Source organism: Lentzea sp. HUAS12, assembly GCF_024125735.1.
GTDB classification, from domain to species: Bacteria; Actinomycetota; Actinomycetes; order Mycobacteriales; family Pseudonocardiaceae; genus Lentzea; species Lentzea albida.
The window spans coordinates 3,938,092-3,953,782 of the sequence record NZ_CP099738.1 but is presented as its reverse complement, the minus strand read 5'-3'; the positions used below and the strand labels follow the sequence as shown (position 1 = coordinate 3,953,782).

Sequence of the window (15,691 nt, the reverse complement as noted above, 5' to 3'; positions counted from 1 at the left end):
ACCTCAGAGGTCGTGGAGCGCGGCCAGCCCGGGCAGGCGGGCCGCGAGTTCGGCGCTGTCGTCGAAGTCGAAGTCCCAGTCCGGGTCGAGCTCCGGGTAGCGGATCCGGAACGCGTCCTGCGGCAACTGCATGCCCGTCGCCTTGATGTGCGCGTTCCAGGCGATGGACAGGGCGTCCTCGCACTCGAACTCGTCGCCGGAGTCGGCGGCCGCCACCACCGCCGGTAAGCCCGCCAGCGAGTCGGGGTCGGCCAGGGCGGCCGTGTAGACCTCCTCGCCCTGGGTCACGAGCCAGCCGCGGAAGTAGTCGAAGCCGTCGTCAGAGCAGCCGCCGTTGAGGATGTACGCCGCCGCCCACAGCGGGTTCCGGTACGAGGCGGTCAGCAGCTCCCACAGGGTCTGCTGGGCCGCGACGATCTCGGCGGGCGGGCGCTCGGCCAGCAACGTGGTGGCCGCGGCGGCCACGGCGTGACCGTCGGACGGGTCGGGGACGCTCGCCCGGGCGGCGGCGATGAGCTTCCAGAAGGTGTTCGGGTCCACGTCGAGAAGCGTGGCAGAGGGGTCTGACAATTTCGGCGCCTGACTTACGAGCCGCGACGTTCTAGGTTGTAGGCATGATCAGGACTCTCTTCCGCTCGCTCGAGGCCGTGCACGGAATGATCTACTTCGCCCCCGAGGCGGACTCCCGGTACGCGAGCGCGGGGCTCGACCGGCCAGGTGGGTACTTCGCGTCCCGCGCCGCGGCGATGGGCGCGGTCGGGGCCGAGGTCGTGATCGCGACGTTCTACAACTTCAACCCCGAGATCGTGCGGGCGCGCATCCCGCAGGCGTGGGAGAAGGTCACGCCGCAGCGCATGCTGGAGCTGCGCTGGGAGGCGGCGGACGAGGCCCTCCGCAAGGTGCTGCCCGACGACCTCAAGGAGATCACCGAGCTCGCGAAGCGGGCGGCCGAGCGGTCCAAGGACATGCCGCAGGGCCGCACGCTGTTCGCCGCGCACGCGAGCCTGCCGTGGCCGGACGACACGCTGCTGCAGCTGTTCCACGCCCAGACGCTGCTGCGCGAGTTCCGCGGCGACGGCCACCTCGCGGCCCTGCTGAGGCACAACATCTCCGGCATCGAGGCGTTGGTGCTGCACGTCGCGACGGGCGACTACCCGGCCGACGCGTTGCGCAAGACCCGTGCGTGGTCGCGGGAGCAGTGGGACGCCACGGTCGAGGACCTGCAGCACCGCGGACTCGTCGGCGAGGACCAGCTCCTCACCGACAAGGGCCGTGAGCTGCGCAACGGCATCGAGGACGACACGGACCGCATGGCCGCGCCGGCCTACGACGTCCTGAGCGACCAGGAGAAGCAGCGGTTCGTGGAACTGGCCGCGCCGCTGAGCAAGGCCGTCGTGGAAGGCGGCCTGCTCCCCGGCCGCCGCTGAGCGGGGTCGTCGGCGCTGAGCGGGCCGTGGTCTCGAGGACGGCCCGCGAGGCCCTCAGTCCTCGTCGGTCCCGTCCCGGTGCGTCGACGCGAGCGCCTTCTCGGTGATCTCGTCCTTGCCCGCCCGGTGCTTGCCGGGATGGGTCAGCGAGAAGTGCGCCTCGTCCCGCATCCGCTCGACCATGTGCGGGTAGTGCAGCTCGAACGCCGGCCGCTCCGAGCGGATGCGCGGCAGCTCCTTGAAGTTGTGCCGCGGCGGCGGTGACGTCGTCGCCCACTCCAGGGAGTTGCCGTAGCCCCACGGGTCGTCGTGCGGGGCCGGGTCGCCGTAGCGGTAGGACCGGAAGACGTTCCACACGAACGGCAGCACGGACGCGCCGAGCAGGAACGAGCCGATCGTCGAGAACGTGTTGAGGAACGTGAAGCCGTCCGACGGCAGGTAGTCGGCGTAGCGGCGCGGCATGCCCTCGTTGCCCAGCCAGTGCTGCACCAGGAACGTGCCGTGGAACCCGAAGAACGTCGTCCAGAAGTGCAGCTTGCCCAGCGGCTCGTCGAGCATCCGGCCGGTCATCTTCGGGAACCAGAAGTAGATGCCCGCGTAGGTGGCGAACACGATCGTGCCGAACAGCACGTAGTGGAAGTGCGCCACCACGAAGTACGTGTCGGACACGTGGAAGTCGAGCGCCGGCGAGGCGAGCAAGATGCCCGTCAGGCCGCCGAAGAGGAACGTCACGAGGAAGCCGATCGAGAACAGCATCGGCGTCTCGAACGTGATCTGCCCCTTCCACATCGTGCCGATCCAGTTGAAGAACTTGATGCCCGTCGGCACCGCGATGAGGAACGTCATCAGCGCGAAGAACGGCAGCAGCACCGCACCCGTCGCGTACATGTGGTGCGCCCACACGGCCACGGACAGCATGGCGATCGCGAGAGTGGCGAACACCAGCCCCTTGTAGCCGAACAACGGTTTGCGGCTGAACACGGGGAAGATCTCCGTCACGATCCCGAAGAACGGCAACGCGACGATGTAGACCTCGGGGTGGCCGAAGAACCAGAACAGGTGCTGCCACAGGATCACGCCGCCGTTGGCCGGGTCGAACACGTGCGCCCCGAGGTGCCGGTCCGCCGCCAGGCCCATCAACGCGGCCGTGAGGATCGGGAACGCCAGCAGGATCAGCACGGACGTCACCAGGATGTTCCAGGTGAAGATCGGCATCCGGAACATCGTCATGCCCGGCGCCCGCAGGCACACGACCGTCGTCGTCATGTTGACCGCGCCGAGGATCGTGCCGAGGCCGGACACCGCCAGGCCCATGATCCACATGTCCGCGCCGACGCCCGGCGAGTGCACCGCCGACGACAGCGGCGTGTAGGCGAACCAGCCGAAGTCCGCCGCGCCGCCCGGCGTGAGGAACCCGGCGACCACGATGATGCCGCCGAACAGGTACAGCCAGTACGAGAAGGCGTTCAGGCGCGGGAACGCGACGTCCGGCGAACCGATCTGCAGGGGCAGGACGAAGTTCGCGAAGCCGAACAGGATGGGCGTCGCGTACAGCAGCAGCATGATCGTGCCGTGCATGGTGAACAGCTGGTTGTACTGCTCGTTCGACAGGAACTGCAGCCCCGGCCGCGCCAGCTCGCCGCGCATCAGCAGCGCCATCACGCCGCCGATCAGGAAGAACGCGAACGACGTCGTCAGGTACATGATCCCGATCTGCTTGGGATCCGTCGTCCTGAACAACGACAGGAAGTACGAGCCCTTCGGCCGGGCGCGCGCAGCCCCGGGGTGGGGCACCACGGGCGTTGGCTTGATCGTGGTCATCGTGCCTCCTCCGTGCCAGAGGTGAATCGTCCTCCCGGTCAGACCGGGGGGCAATCCGCGACGAGCACCGCGCTGGTCACCGGGACCACCGGAGCGCCTACCGAAATGCCGCTGACCTGCACGTAGTAAGCGCCGGGGGCCAAATCGCCGAATCTCAACGCCATCTTCTCGGAGATCGCCGGACTGCGCGATTCGACCTGTTTGCCGTTCTCGTCGAGCACCGCCACCTTCACCGCCCGCGGAGCCGTGTCCTTCAGCTCGACGGTGACCTCCAGGTCCTCCCCGACGAGCACGAGGTCGGGCACGACGACCTGGGGCTCGGTCACCGTCACGTTGCGCGGCACGATGGCCTTCGCGGTCAGGAACGACTCGACGGCGTCCAACACGGCGGCGTTGTCCTGCAACGACGTGTGCTGCTCCGTCACGCGGTGCAGCGTGTTCGACGACAACGCGAGCCCACGCCGTGCGGCACCGACCATCGGCACGGTCGCATCGCCGTACAGCTCTTCGCCCTCATATGTCCGATAACAGGTGACTTTGCCGTCAGAGATGCGCGCCGTGGTGGCCGTGGGCTGCTTACCGCCGAGGATCGCGTACGTCTGATCGGCGAACGAGTCGGTCAACGCGCTGTGGAACGCCATCGCGTCCGTGACCATCTTCGTGTCGAGTTCGGGCAACGAGACCTCAGTGGTCTTGAGGAGCCCGCCGGGCGACTCGATGCACGCGAACTCGGGCAGCAGCTGGTGCAGCGACGGCATCGACCGCGCGAACTCCGTCAGGTCGACCGCCAGCGGCCCGAGCCCCTTGCGCACGCCGTTGACCAGCTGGTCCAGCGCGGCGGTGGCCCCGCGGTAGGGCGTGCCCATGGTGATCAGCTTGTCGGTCCGCTCGGCCATCCCGCACTGCTCGACGCACCACCGCGCGACCAGCCCGCCCATCGAGTGGCACACGAAGCTGACCTTGGCGTCCGGCCCGATCCGGTCCAGCGCCTCGTCCACCCGCCGGGCCAGCAACGCGCCGTTGTAGCGGTTCGACAGCCGCCAGTCGTAGGCGAAGAGCATCAGGTTGCCCTTCTCCACGGTGTAGCCCAGGGAGTTCATCCGGCGCGTGACCCGGTCGTAGCCCTTCAACGGCGTCCAGATGCCCGGGACGACGTGCAGGTCCGACATCAGCGCGACGGGCTCGACGCCGTCCTGCGGGTGCTCGTCGCCGATGCCGTCCGGGAGCTTCAACCGCTTCAGGCTCCGCCCCAGCGTCAGCACGGCGCGCAACGCGGCCCTGCCGGACACCTCCCAGACCACGCCGTCCGCGTTGCGCAGCGTGCTGCCGAGGATGCCGGGCAGGACCACCACGAGATCAGTCATCTAGGACTCCTCGGCGAGCTTGCGGATGAGGGGCAGCAACGCGAAGTTCGCGGGCACCAGGTAGGTGAGCTCGTGGATCCACGCCATGCGCTGGCCCGCCGAAGGCAACGCCAGACGCTCGTCACCGGCCCGAGCGCGCGCGACCGCCTTGTACAACGCCGCCAGCGCGTGCGGCTCCAACGCCGTCACGGCCTGCGTAAGTGCTTGCGGTGAAGCGCCATTGGCGAGCCCGCGCAGGATCTCCGTTGTCCGCGCTGGGTCTTCCACGGCGTTGAGCACGAGGTCGAGCACGTCGGCGTCCTCGTCCGCCAGCAGCAGCAACGCGTGCACCGGCCTGTTGTCGCGCACGTTCTTGAGGACTTCCTTGTCCAGCAACTCGTCGCGCCGGGTGGCGAGCAGCTCGCGACGGCGTGCGGGCGTGGCGTCCACGAACTCGTCCGCGAGACTCGCGAGCAGCCACGGCCGGTACGCGAGCGCGACGCCCTGTTGCTGGGCGGTGGTCCGGCGGGACTGGATGACCTGCGCCTCGATCAGGCTCGTGCCGTACAACGCCTCCGACACGGCCACGTCCGCGTCCGTCGACAGCAGCTCCGGGTGCCGCACCAGGATGTCGCGCTCCTCCGCGTACGACCGCGCGAACACCCAGGTGCGCGCGGTCCGCAGCAACACCCGGTCGACCGACAGCCAGTCCGGCGTGGTGTCCCACGGCCACGGGCCGGAGTCGTAGTGGCGGCGCGCGATGTCGTGCACGTCGTGGATCGCCTGCCGCGACTGGCCGACGTGGGTGAGCGCCTGGCACAGCCACCTCGCCGCCGCCGGATCCCCGGCCTTCGTGGCCGCCGCCCGCAGCATCAGCAACGTGGCGAGCTGGGGGCCGTTGAACCGCGCGGTCACCCTCTCCCAGGTCTCCTCGACGATCTCGGGCTGCTCCAGTCCCGCGCAGATCGTGTCGAGCGTGAACAACGCCGCCGCCAGCGTCGACAGCCGGTCCGCGTTCTCCGGCAGCAGGGAGACCTCGACGGCCCGCAGACCGGTCGCGAGGGCCTCGCGGGGCTTGTCGGCGTCGCGCTGGCGGCGCATCAGGTTGTGCAACGCCTGGCCGTGCACGGGCAGCCCGTCGGCGAGGTCGGCGGCCTGCCTCGCGGCGTTCAGGGCGGCCTCCGTGCGGTGGACCATGCTGTACGCGACGCTCAGGCTCAGCGCCGCGTCCGCCAGCTGCGGCCGGAACGCGGCGTGCCGGCCGAGCGTGCCGCTGATGTCCGCGGCCTGCTGGGTGGTGCTCGCGGCGTCGGACAGCCTGCTCAGCGCCAGGTAGTCGCGGCTCAGCTCGACCAGGGCGCTGACCAGGTCCGCGAGGAACACCGGGTTCGTCTGCGCCAGCGCGTAGTACAGCTCGACGGCCTGCTTGGACCGTTGCATGGCCTCATAGCGCAGGCCGGAATCGCTGCACCGCGCGGCAAGGCACGTCATCGCGCGCGCAAGCGGTGCATCGGTGTCGACGGCAGCAACAGCGTCACGAGCCGTGGACAGCGCCTCCTGCCTGCGGCCCAGCATCGCGTAGACCTCGCTCAGGTCCACCAACGCGCCACTGAGGTGCGACGCGTACGTCGGGTTGTCACCGCCGTGCGTCGACGTCTTCGCGATGCGTTGCGCGAGCCGTTTGTGCGTAAGGCTTTCCGCCGTCGTCGGAGTCGACGCCACGAGCTCGCGGTAGCGCACGGCGGCCTCTTCCGCGGGCGCCACGGCCTGCTGCAGGCGTCCGGCGTCGCGGAACCGCCGGCCCAGCTTGTTCAGCACGAAAGCCAGGTCCGCCAGGTACATGCGCAACTTCGGCACCAGCGCGCGGAAGTGCTCGGCGGCCTCCTCGAGCGGTGCGATGGCCTCGTCGCCACGACCCCAGTGCATCAGCTCGTTCGCCGCCGTCGTGGCCGCGAGTGCGATGTCCGGCAACAACATCCGGTTCATCACCGCGAGAGCGCGCAATCCGTCCAACGCCCGTGTGCCCGCGTGGCCGCAATGCCGCCACGCGTACTTCCACAGGTAGCCGGGCACGTTCGGCGGCACGCCCGCCTCCATGCGCTGCCGGTACAACTCGATGAGCGCGCACGCCACCTTCTCCGCGCCCGGCGCGAACACCTCGTCCCGGCTCGGTGCGAACGGCGGCCGCAGGTGGTCCGCGAACGTCTGGTGCGTGAGCTTGAAGACCGCCGTGCCTTCCTCACCGTCCTGCACGATGTGACGGCCCAGTTCGGTGAGCACGGCCGTGATGTCCTCACGGCTGAACGTCTCACCGGACAACGCCTCGGCGACCGCGCGCCACTCCTCCTCGGGGAATCCCGCGCCGTAGCTCCACGTCAGTGCCGTCAGCAACGCACGCGCCGAGGGCACCTTCGCGAGCTCGCGATCGAACGCCGCGTCCAACGACAGCTTGAGGTCGGCCCCGCCGTCCGCCAGGACCTGGTCGGTGATCATCCAGGCGGTCAGGAACGGCAGCTTCGCCAGTTCATCCACAGTGGACGGCTTGGCGTTCGCTCCCAGGCGTGCCAGGACGTACTCGCGGACGTCGGACTCGCTGTCGGCGTCGTCGAGGTCGAGCACCTCGACCGGCGACAGCTCGGTCAGCAGGGGAGCACCGCCCGCGACCCGGTGCGCCTGCCGGGTCGACACGATCACGACGGCGTGGGCCGCGAGCTTGGTCAGCAGCGAGGTGGCGATCGAGAACGACTCACCGCGCGCCTCGTCGAGGCCGTCGACCACCAGCACCGGGGGTTCGTCGAGGGCGCTGACCACGCCCACCAGCTCGGCCGCACCCCGCCGAGGTCCCTCGGGCGCGGGGACCAGGCCCGCGCCGACGAGCTGCCGGCTGAGCAGGTCGGCGACGCGGTCGGCGTCCATCGCGCGGGCGTGCACGGCCGCGTCGACGGAACCCGGACCGGGGTCGGCGTGCCGGAACGACGGCCCGGCGGTCAGCAGCAGGTCGCGCTCGGCCGGGTTGGACAGGCTGACGACCCGCCCGACCACCGCGGACTTGCCGGTACCCGGCGACCCGGTCACCACCCGCAGCCCGGCCACCCCGGACCGCACCCAGCTCACGACCTTGTCGACCTGAGCGGTCCGTCCGGTGAACCACGACCGGTTGTCCGCGGAGTCACCACCCCGTGCCGCGAGCAGAAGGTGCTTCACGACCGTGTTCGCGGCATAGAGGGGGTTCGGCAGCATCGGCTGTGCGGACCCGTACTGCATGAAGCGCGGCCGTTGAACGTCGCTGTCCCATGCGTTCAACAGCGCCGTGCCGACCGCCCCACCGTCGACGAAGGCGATGCGATCGCTCCACCGCCGTGCGTCCTCATCGGCCGTGGGGCCAGCACGCAGCAGCTTGCGCAACTTCCCGCCGAACAGCCCGTCACGGGCCGTCTCGACGCTCGAACACGACACCAGCACACCCGCCCAGTGCACCTGCCCCGCCAGCAACTCCTCCTGGACGGCGGCGACCGTGCGGACCGCCTCGTCGAGCTGGGCGCCCGAGTAGCAGGCGTCGACGATGATGAGCACCTGGTGCGCACCGGAGGCGGCGCACCACAGCGCGAACTCGTGCAGCATGATGCCGTCGACCGTGCCGTCATTGTCCCTGGCCAGCAGCCGCAGGTTGCCCGCGACGGGGATGGCGTGACCGCTCCACAACGCCACCAGCGCGCCACCGTCCTGCGGGTGCTGGCGCAGCGCCTTCATGTGCGCGCGGACGTCGGCCTCGGCCGGGTCGGCCAGGGGCTCGCCGTCGTAGCCCTTGAGCAGGGCGCGCAGCTCCCGCACGTCGCTCACGGCGTGCTGCAGCGGCTGCACCAGCTCGTAGGAGCCGACGCCGATGCCGACGAACCTGTCCCTGGCCCTCTCCGTCATGCGTCACTACCCCCTGATCGGAGGTCGCTCCTGGGCCGGGGGTGTTACTCGGGGTAACTCACACGGCGTAGCCGGGGGCGGTGGACCGCTGGTGGGACTCGTTCCCCGGCGACGCAGGCGGGCCGCGACGCCTCACGCCGGTTCCTTCGGCTCCTCAGTCAACTCGGGCGGCGCCACCGGCCCTTCCGCCTTCACGGGCGACTCGACGTTGGTGTTCTTCTCCAGGAACCTCAGCAGCTCCACCGGGAACGGCAGCACCAGCGTCGAGTTCTTCTCCGCCGCCACCTCCACGATCGTCTGCAGCAGCCGCAGCTGCAGAGCACCGGGAGTCGACTCCATGGTCCCGGCGGCCTCGGAGAGCTTCTTGGACGCCTGCAGCTCGCCGTCCGCGGTGATGATGCGCGCGCGGCGTTCGCGTTCGGCCTCGGCCTGGCGCGACATCGAACGCTTCATGCTCTCCGGCAGGGCCACGTCCTTGATCTCGACGCGGTCTATGTCGATGCCCCACTCGAGGGCCGGGGTGTCGATCATCAGTTCCAGGCCCTGGTTGAGGCGCTCGCGGTTGGACAGCAGGTCGTCGAGCTCGCTCTTGCCGATGATGGACCGCAGCGACGTCTGCGCCACCTGCAACATCGCGAACCGGTAGTCCTCGACGTTGATGATGGCCTTCGCCGCGTCCTGCACCTTGAAGTACACGACGGCGTCGACGCGCACGGTGACGTTGTCGCGCGTGATGCCGTCCTGGGCCGGCACGGGCAGGGTGACGATCTGGAGGTTGACCTTCCGCAGTTGGTCGACCCCCGGTACGAGCATCGTCAGCCCCGGCCCGCGCACGCCCTGTTGCAGCTTGCCGAACCGGAACACCAGTCCCTGTTCGAACTGTTTGATCACTCTGGCGCTCATGGCGAGGCCGAGGCCTCCGAGCGCGACCAGCCCGCCGAGGATTTCGAAGAAGACCATGAGACCCCGCCTTTCAGCGGCGAACGCCCTTGATCTCCAACGGTACGCCTGGGGTCCGACAGTTTTCAGCAGTGCAGGACCGGTGCGGCCCAGTCGGCGTGGTCGTGGGCGTTCCCGTCACCCCCGTCCGTCACCCGGAACGTCAGCACCGTTGCTCCACCCGTGTCGACGGAGATCGGGACGGCTGCGCTCTGTCCTGTCAGCACAGGGCTTCGGTACACCGATCGGTTGTCGCCGAGGACTTCGAACCGGACGGTGCCGGCGCCGTTCGTCTCGTCGTCGAGACCGATGGTGGCGGTCAGGAGACCGCACCTGCCGCCGGTGTAGACCTGGAACTCCGAGTCGGCGTGCACGCCTACGCCCCGGTCGAACCGGGCGCCGCGGATGCTCATCGTGGTGCCGTCGCCCGCCTGCTGCTCGCCGTTGCTGCGGTCGCGCTCGACCGGGCCCCAGCCGTTGCGCTCGCCGAGGAACTCCAGTGCGGACACCTGCGTCTCGCCCTGCGGTGGTCGCGGGGTGGCGGTGAAGTCGTGCGTCAGGGTCGACGTCCCCTTGCCGGTGGTGATCTCCGCGAAGACCGGGCGGGTGCCGGTGTCGCCGCCGTCGCGCCTGATCGTCACCGTCGCGGAGCCGCTCGACAGGTCCGCGGTGAGCGGGGTGACCGACCAGCCGTCCGGCGCGGTGACCCTGGCCGTGGTCGTGCCGGGACAGGGCTTCGTGACGACCAGGTCGGCCTGGACCTGCTCACCGGGTTCGAGCGTGGTGTCCGTGGCGCGCAGTTCGGCGGTGGGGGCGCAGTCGACCTGACGGCCGAGTTTGCCGGTTGCCGCCTCCACGGGCGTGAGCGGGCGCAGCAGCACGGAGTACGCGTACTCGTTGCCCGCTTCCACCTGGTACTGCGGCAACGGCTCGTGGAACGTCTCGCTCACGCCCGTGACGCGGTGTGCCGCGTGCAGGGTCGTCCAGCCGTCGTTCTTCTTGAGTGCGAACGGGTACGCGGCGCGGTCGAGGTCGTCGTACCGCGACACGCGCACGTCCAGATCACCCGCCACGAGAAGGCCCGCGCGGCCGTTGGAGAGCGTCGCCCAGCGCGTGTCCGCGTGGTTGCCGAAGTCCTGCGGCTTGTAGTAGTCGTTGAACTGCTCGTCCACTGTGGACTGGTAGACGCCGACCGGGTTGCCGGACCTGCGGTCGTCGTAGTTCTCGCCCGGCCCGCGGCCGTACCAGGTGAACTTGTCGTAGGTGTCCGGAACCTCGAGGGTGAAGCCGATGCCGGGCAGGTAGCTCAGGTCCCGCATGCGGTCCTTCGCGGCGACCCGGTGCCCGATGGTGATCTCGCCGGCGCCGGTGACGCGGTAGGTGAACGTCTGGGCGAACGACGCGTCCCGCACCGCCTGGGCGGTCGACCGCACCGTCACGAGAGTGTCGGTGCCCTGTGAGACAGTGATGTCGACTGGTGATGTCTTCAGGCGGTCGAGGCCGCTGCGGTACCAGGACGAGTCCTCGCTCATGAACTCGTTCGACAGCGGCGCGCGCCACGCGTCGAGCTCCGGGCCGGAGTGGAGCAGCTCGGTACCCCGCACGCGCATCGACGTGAGGGTGCCGGTCTTCTTGCTGAGCACGTACCGGAAGTCCCTGCCGGACAGCACGACCTCGGAGTCGTTCTGCGTGGTGGTGAGCTCGCCGGGCCTGCCGGGCGTGTGCAGGCCGGTGATCTGCGTGCCGCCGAGCGGGAACTGCGCGATGCCCACGTCGGTGCCGCGCCGATCCGTCGCGCGCACGGTCAGCCAGCGTTCGGTCTCGGCCCGGAAGTCCGGCAACGTCGTCGTGCCCGCCTGGAGCCTGCCGCGGTGCTGGGCGATGGTGCGGCCGTTGTCCTGGACCTCCCAGCGCAGTTCGAGGTCGTCGGTGCCGGTGAACTGGCGTTCGCTGACGACGGTGAGCTCGTTGCCCGCGAACGAGAACCGGATGGGGGAGTGGACGGCCATCAGCTCGGTGGTCTCCGGCTGCGGCCTGCGGTCGGCCCACACCACGCCGTCGACACCGCCGGTGCCGGCGCCGTAGGACTCCTTGCGGCCCTTGTCCTCCAGCTTCTCGAAGTCGAGCGCCAGCACGGCGGTCGTCTTCGGGTCGGCCGCGAGTTCGGTCTCGGTCAGGGCGCGGTGGTAGATCCGGACCTGGTCGACGCTGCCGTGCGCCATGCGCGTGCCCACGTTCTCCTGCATGGTCTCGGCGTTGCGGCCGATGTTGACGGGCCAGTGCGACCAGTCGATCGTGCCGCTGTAGTCGGCCGTGGAGACCTCACGGCCGTCGATCAGCAAGCGAAGCTTCGCGCCGTCGAACGTGCCGGTGACGCGGTGCCAGTTGCCGTAGAAGTCCTCCGGGACGGTCGCACGGACCGTGCGCCAGGTGCCGCTGTGCACGAAGAACTCCAGCGTCGTGGCGTTGGACATCTTCAGCGCGTACTGGTGGTCGCCCTTGGAGATGACCGTGAAGTCGCCTGTCCACGTGTCGGGCTTGACCCAGGCGTCGAGCGTCAGGCCGTTGGTGACCTCGTCGAGCTTGCGGTCGCGGTAGACCTCGACGAAGTCGTCGAGTCCGCTGAGCTGCAACGCTTTGCCGTGCGGTCCGTCCACCTGGGACGGTTTGCCGGACAGGTAGCTCAGGATGCCGTTGGCGTCGTCGGGCGTCGTGTAGAGCGGCAGGGCGATGTTCTGCTCGGCCCAGTCCCAGATGAAGCCGCCCTGCACCTGCGGGTAGGCGCGCACGACGTCCCAGAACTCCTTGAAGTTGCCGAGGCTGTTGCCCATCGCGTGCGCGTACTCGCCCATGATGATCGGCTTGGTCGTGGTCTTCGCCTTGGCTTCGAGGCTCGCGGGCGACGGGTAGCGCGGCCCGGCCACGTCCGCGAAGGGCGCGTCGCCGTCCGGCACGTTCGGCTGGTGGTAGAGCGGGCGGGTGTCGTTCTTCTTCGCGTACTCGGCCATCGTGTGGTGGGCCTTGCCGAGGCCCGCCTCGTTGCCCGTGTCCCACATGACCACGCTCGGGTGGTTCTTGTCGCGCTGCATCATCGCGACGAACCTGTCCTGGAACGCGTCCTGCCACTCGGGGCGTTCGGCCAGGCAGTTGGACGGGCAGCCGTCGTGGTGGTGGGTCTCGATGTCGACCTCGTCGGCGATCATCAGGCCGTTGCGGTCCGCGAGCTCGTAGAAGTACGGGTCGCTCGGGTAGTGCGAGGTGCGCACGGCGTTGATGTTGAACCGTTTCATCAGCTGGACGTCTTTTTCCTGGTCGGCGCGGGTGACGTAGCGGCTGCCGTGCACCGAGGTCTCGGCCCGGTTCGTGCCGCGGAACAGGACGCGCCGGCCGTTGATCTTGAACTGCCGGTCGATGATCTCGATCTTGCGGAACCCGACGGGCTGCTTGCCCGTCTGGACGACCCGGCCGTCCTTGAGCAGCTCGACGCGCAGTTCGTAGACGTTCGGCGTCTCGTCGGTCCACTTCAGCGGGTCGACGACCTTGCCGTCCCTGATGGGGACCTCACGGCCCTTCGGGTCGAAGAGTCTGGTGCGGACGGTGTGGCCGTCCTGCGGTCCGCCGATCTCGACGTCCGCGGAGATCGTCGCGTCGCGGTACTCGGCGTCGAGGTCGGTCTTGATCGTGACGTCCTGCAGGAACGTCTTCGGCGTCGAGTAGAGCCAGACCTCGCGGAAGATGCCGGAGAACCGCCACTGGTCGTAGTCCTCCAGGTGGGAGCCGGAGCCCCAGCGGTGGACCTGGAGCCTCAGCGTGTTGCGGCCGGGCTTGAGCTTGCTGGTGAGGTCCCACTCGGCCGGCGTGTAGCCGCCCTGGTCGTAGCCGACGTACGCGCCGTTGAGCCACACGAAGTACCCGCTGGTCACGCCCTCGAACCGGACCAGCGTGCGGTCCCAGCCCGCGGGCAGGTCGAACGTCTTCTCGTAGACGCCGGTCGGGTTGACGTCGTGCGGGATCCCGGGCGGGTCGTCCGGGTACATCTCGGTGGGGATGTTGCGGAACATCGGGTGGTCGAGGAAGTCGGTCTGCCACGTGTGGGGGACCTGGACCGTGCGCCAGCCGTCGGAGGTCTCCCTCACGTCCTGCGGCCGGTCGAACATCCGCAGGCGCCACTCGCCGTTGAGGCTGAGCCTGCGGTCAGGCTTCAGATCCGGGTGCGGGGGCTCCTGGTTCTCGGCTGTCATTCTGGGGTTCTCCAGATACGCCAAGGCGTCCAGGGGTTCGGCCTGTGCTGTGGCCGGGGACAGTGAGAGCGCTACCACCGTGGCTACGACGACACGAAGCATGCCTCCCGAAGCTAGGGGCGTGCCGGTCACGGCGTCAACGGATGTCCGGCCTTTCTGTCCGAACGAACCGCGCGTGGTCGTCCCAACACCCGGAAATCACGCTCTGTTCGGCGGCACGCGTTAATGTCGGACGCATGCAGACCTGGTCATCCATTCCTGTGCCGCGGGTCCCCGGGGACCCCCGCCCGCTGCGGCTGTTCGACACGGCTACGGGCGAGGTGCGCCCCACGGCTCCAGGAGACACCGCCAGGTTGTACGTCTGCGGGATCACGCCGTACGACGCGACTCACCTCGGCCACGCCGCCACCTACTTGGCGTTCGACCTCGTGCACCGCGTGTGGCTCGACAACGGGCACAACGTGCACTACGTCCAGAACGTCACCGACGTCGACGACCCGCTGCTGGAGCGGGCCGAGCGCGACAAGGACGACTGGGTGGTCCTCGCCATGCGCGAGACGGCCCTGTTCCGCGAGGACATGGAGGCCCTGCGCGTCCTGCCGCCGCAGGACTACGTGGGCATCGTCGAGGCGATCCCGGAGATCGTCGAGGTCGTCGCCAAGCTCGTCGCCGACGGCCACGCCTACCGGGTCGACGACGCCGAGTACCCGGACGTCTACTTCGAGTACAACGCCACCGGGCGGTTCGGCTACGAGTCGAACTACTCGGAGGAGACGATGCTGAAGCTGTTCGCCGAACGAGGCGGCGACCCGGACCGCCCCGGCAAGAAGCATCCGCTCGACGCACTCCTGTGGCGCGTGAAGCGCCCCGGCGAGCCCTCCTGGCCGTCCGAACTCGGTGAGGGCCGTCCCGGCTGGCACATCGAGTGCAGCGCCATCGCCCACAACCGCCTCGGCACCGGCTTCGACGTGCAGGGCGGCGGCTCCGACCTGATCTACCCGCACCACGAGTACTCCGCGGCGCACGCCGAGGCCCAGACGGGCCAGCACCCGTTCGCACGGCACTACGTGCACGCGGGCATGATCGGCCTCGACGGCGAGAAGATGTCGAAGTCGCGCGGCAACCTGGTCTTCGTCTCGAAGCTGCGCGCCGAGAAGGTGGACCCGAACGCCATCCGCCTCGCGCTGCTCGCCGGCCACTACCGCACCGACCGCCCGTGGTCCCAGGACCTGCTCGACGAGGCCCTGGCCCGCCTGGCCAAGTGGCGCCGCGCGGCGGACCTGGACTCGGGTCCGTCCGCTGTGGACACCGTGACGCGGTTGCGCGACCACCTGGGCAACGACCTCGACACGCCGCGTGCGTTGGCGGCCGTTGACGCCTGGGCCGACGAGGCGTTGGCGCACGGCGGGTCGGATCGGCACGGGCCTTCGCAGGTTCGTACTGCGGTGGACGCGCTTCTGGGCGTGGAGCTGTAACTGGCTGAGGGCGCGCGCTGCCGTGCGGTGGCGCGCGCCCGCCACACTGTGCCCGTGACGGAGGCATGGCAGGGGCTGCGGTACGAGCGCGGGCCGGACGGCGAGGACCTGAACGAGGCCGCCCGAGGCGAGGTGCTGGCGGCCGGGAGCACGGCCGGGGACCTGCCGTTGCTGCGGTTCCTGGTCGAGCAGGAAGCCCTCTGCCGCGCCCACTCCCAGGGCCTCGGAGAGCAGGCGGCGCTGGCCGGGTTCCTGCTGGCCGAGCACCGGCGGCCCGAGGACGTCTGGCGGCACTTCGCGCTCAAGCGCGCCAACTTCGACGCCGGCTGCATGTACGACGTGGAGCACCTCTGCGCGGCGGGCGTTCAGGTCACCGTCGAGTACGTGCGCGCGAGCGACCACCCGGATCGTGAGGCCGTGCTGGAGCTGCTGGACGTGGACCTCGACGAGGACGACCTGTGGCAGTGGTTCGAGCACCGGCGTGAGTGGTTCCGGGAGCCCTGAACGGGGAACCGCCCCCGAGGCGG

General features: G+C 69.5%; 9 protein-coding genes. 3 read left to right on the top strand and 6 right to left on the bottom strand.

Annotated elements, in window-relative coordinates; genetic code table 11:
* Positions 1-3: 3 nt before the first annotated feature.
* Positions 4-540, bottom strand: coding sequence for a DUF4240 domain-containing protein (locus tag ND450_RS17270; RefSeq protein ID WP_253327130.1), 537 nt, complete (start codon positions 538-540; stop codon positions 4-6).
* A gap of 74 nt (positions 541-614) precedes the next feature.
* Between ND450_RS17270 and ND450_RS17265 the strand changes: the two genes are divergently transcribed.
* The gene (locus ND450_RS17265; RefSeq protein ID WP_253327129.1) at positions 615-1,427 is read left to right on the top strand and encodes a hypothetical protein; all 813 of its coding nucleotides are present in this window, start codon (positions 615-617) and stop codon (positions 1,425-1,427) included.
* A gap of 54 nt (positions 1,428-1,481) precedes the next feature.
* Here ND450_RS17265 and ctaD read toward each other — a convergent pair whose 3' ends face one another.
* The 5 genes from ctaD to ND450_RS17240 all read right to left on the bottom strand — a co-directional run bounded on the left by ctaD (position 1,482) and on the right by ND450_RS17240 (position 13,689).
* The gene (ctaD, locus tag ND450_RS17260; protein WP_253327128.1) at positions 1,482-3,248 is read right to left on the bottom strand and encodes a cytochrome c oxidase subunit I; all 1,767 of its coding nucleotides are present in this window, start codon (positions 3,246-3,248) and stop codon (positions 1,482-1,484) included.
* 38 nt (positions 3,249-3,286) lie between these two features.
* The gene (locus ND450_RS17255) at positions 3,287-4,612 is read right to left on the bottom strand and encodes a triacylglycerol lipase (RefSeq protein ID WP_253327127.1); all 1,326 of its coding nucleotides are present in this window, start codon (positions 4,610-4,612) and stop codon (positions 3,287-3,289) included.
* Positions 4,613-8,509 (bottom strand): ATP-binding protein, encoded by a 3,897-nt coding sequence (locus ND450_RS17250; RefSeq protein ID WP_253327126.1) that lies wholly within the window; start codon positions 8,507-8,509, stop codon positions 4,613-4,615.
* A 132-nt stretch (positions 8,510-8,641) separates the two neighbouring features.
* A complete protein-coding gene (locus ND450_RS17245) occupies positions 8,642-9,469 on the bottom strand; it encodes a slipin family protein (RefSeq protein WP_253327125.1) in 828 nt (275 codons plus the stop codon).
* Between the two features lie 65 nt (positions 9,470-9,534).
* A complete protein-coding gene (locus ND450_RS17240) occupies positions 9,535-13,689 on the bottom strand; it encodes a glycoside hydrolase family 2 TIM barrel-domain containing protein (RefSeq protein ID WP_253327124.1) in 4,155 nt (1,384 codons plus the stop codon).
* Between the two features lie 236 nt (positions 13,690-13,925).
* On the opposite strand from ND450_RS17240, the gene mshC reads away from it, so the two are divergent.
* Together mshC and ND450_RS17230 are read left to right on the top strand one after the other, a co-directional pair.
* Positions 13,926-15,164 (top strand): cysteine--1-D-myo-inosityl 2-amino-2-deoxy-alpha-D-glucopyranoside ligase, encoded by a 1,239-nt coding sequence (gene mshC, locus ND450_RS17235; protein ID WP_253327123.1) that lies wholly within the window; start codon positions 13,926-13,928, stop codon positions 15,162-15,164.
* A 54-nt stretch (positions 15,165-15,218) separates the two neighbouring features.
* Entirely contained in the window at positions 15,219-15,668 is a 450-nt protein-coding gene (locus tag ND450_RS17230) for a hypothetical protein (protein WP_253327122.1), read from the top strand.
* Positions 15,669-15,691: the final 23 nt, after the last annotated feature.

Bases quoted from the DNA above. Each gene is read 5' to 3' on its own strand.
- ND450_RS17265 (WP_253327129.1), top strand. From the start codon at position 615: ATGATCAGGACTCTCTTCCGCTCGCTCGAGGCCGTGCACGGAATGATC.
- ctaD (WP_253327128.1), bottom strand. From the start codon at position 3,248: ATGACCACGATCAAGCCAACGCCCGTGGTGCCCCACCCCGGGGCTGCG.
- ND450_RS17255 (WP_253327127.1), bottom strand. From the start codon at position 4,612: ATGACTGATCTCGTGGTGGTCCTGCCCGGCATCCTCGGCAGCACGCTG.
- ND450_RS17250 (WP_253327126.1), bottom strand. From the start codon at position 8,509: ATGACGGAGAGGGCCAGGGACAGGTTCGTCGGCATCGGCGTCGGCTCC.
- ND450_RS17245 (WP_253327125.1), bottom strand. From the start codon at position 9,469: ATGGTCTTCTTCGAAATCCTCGGCGGGCTGGTCGCGCTCGGAGGCCTC.
- ND450_RS17240 (WP_253327124.1), bottom strand. From the start codon at position 13,689: ATGACAGCCGAGAACCAGGAGCCCCCGCACCCGGATCTGAAGCCTGAC.
- mshC (WP_253327123.1), top strand. From the start codon at position 13,926: ATGCAGACCTGGTCATCCATTCCTGTGCCGCGGGTCCCCGGGGACCCC.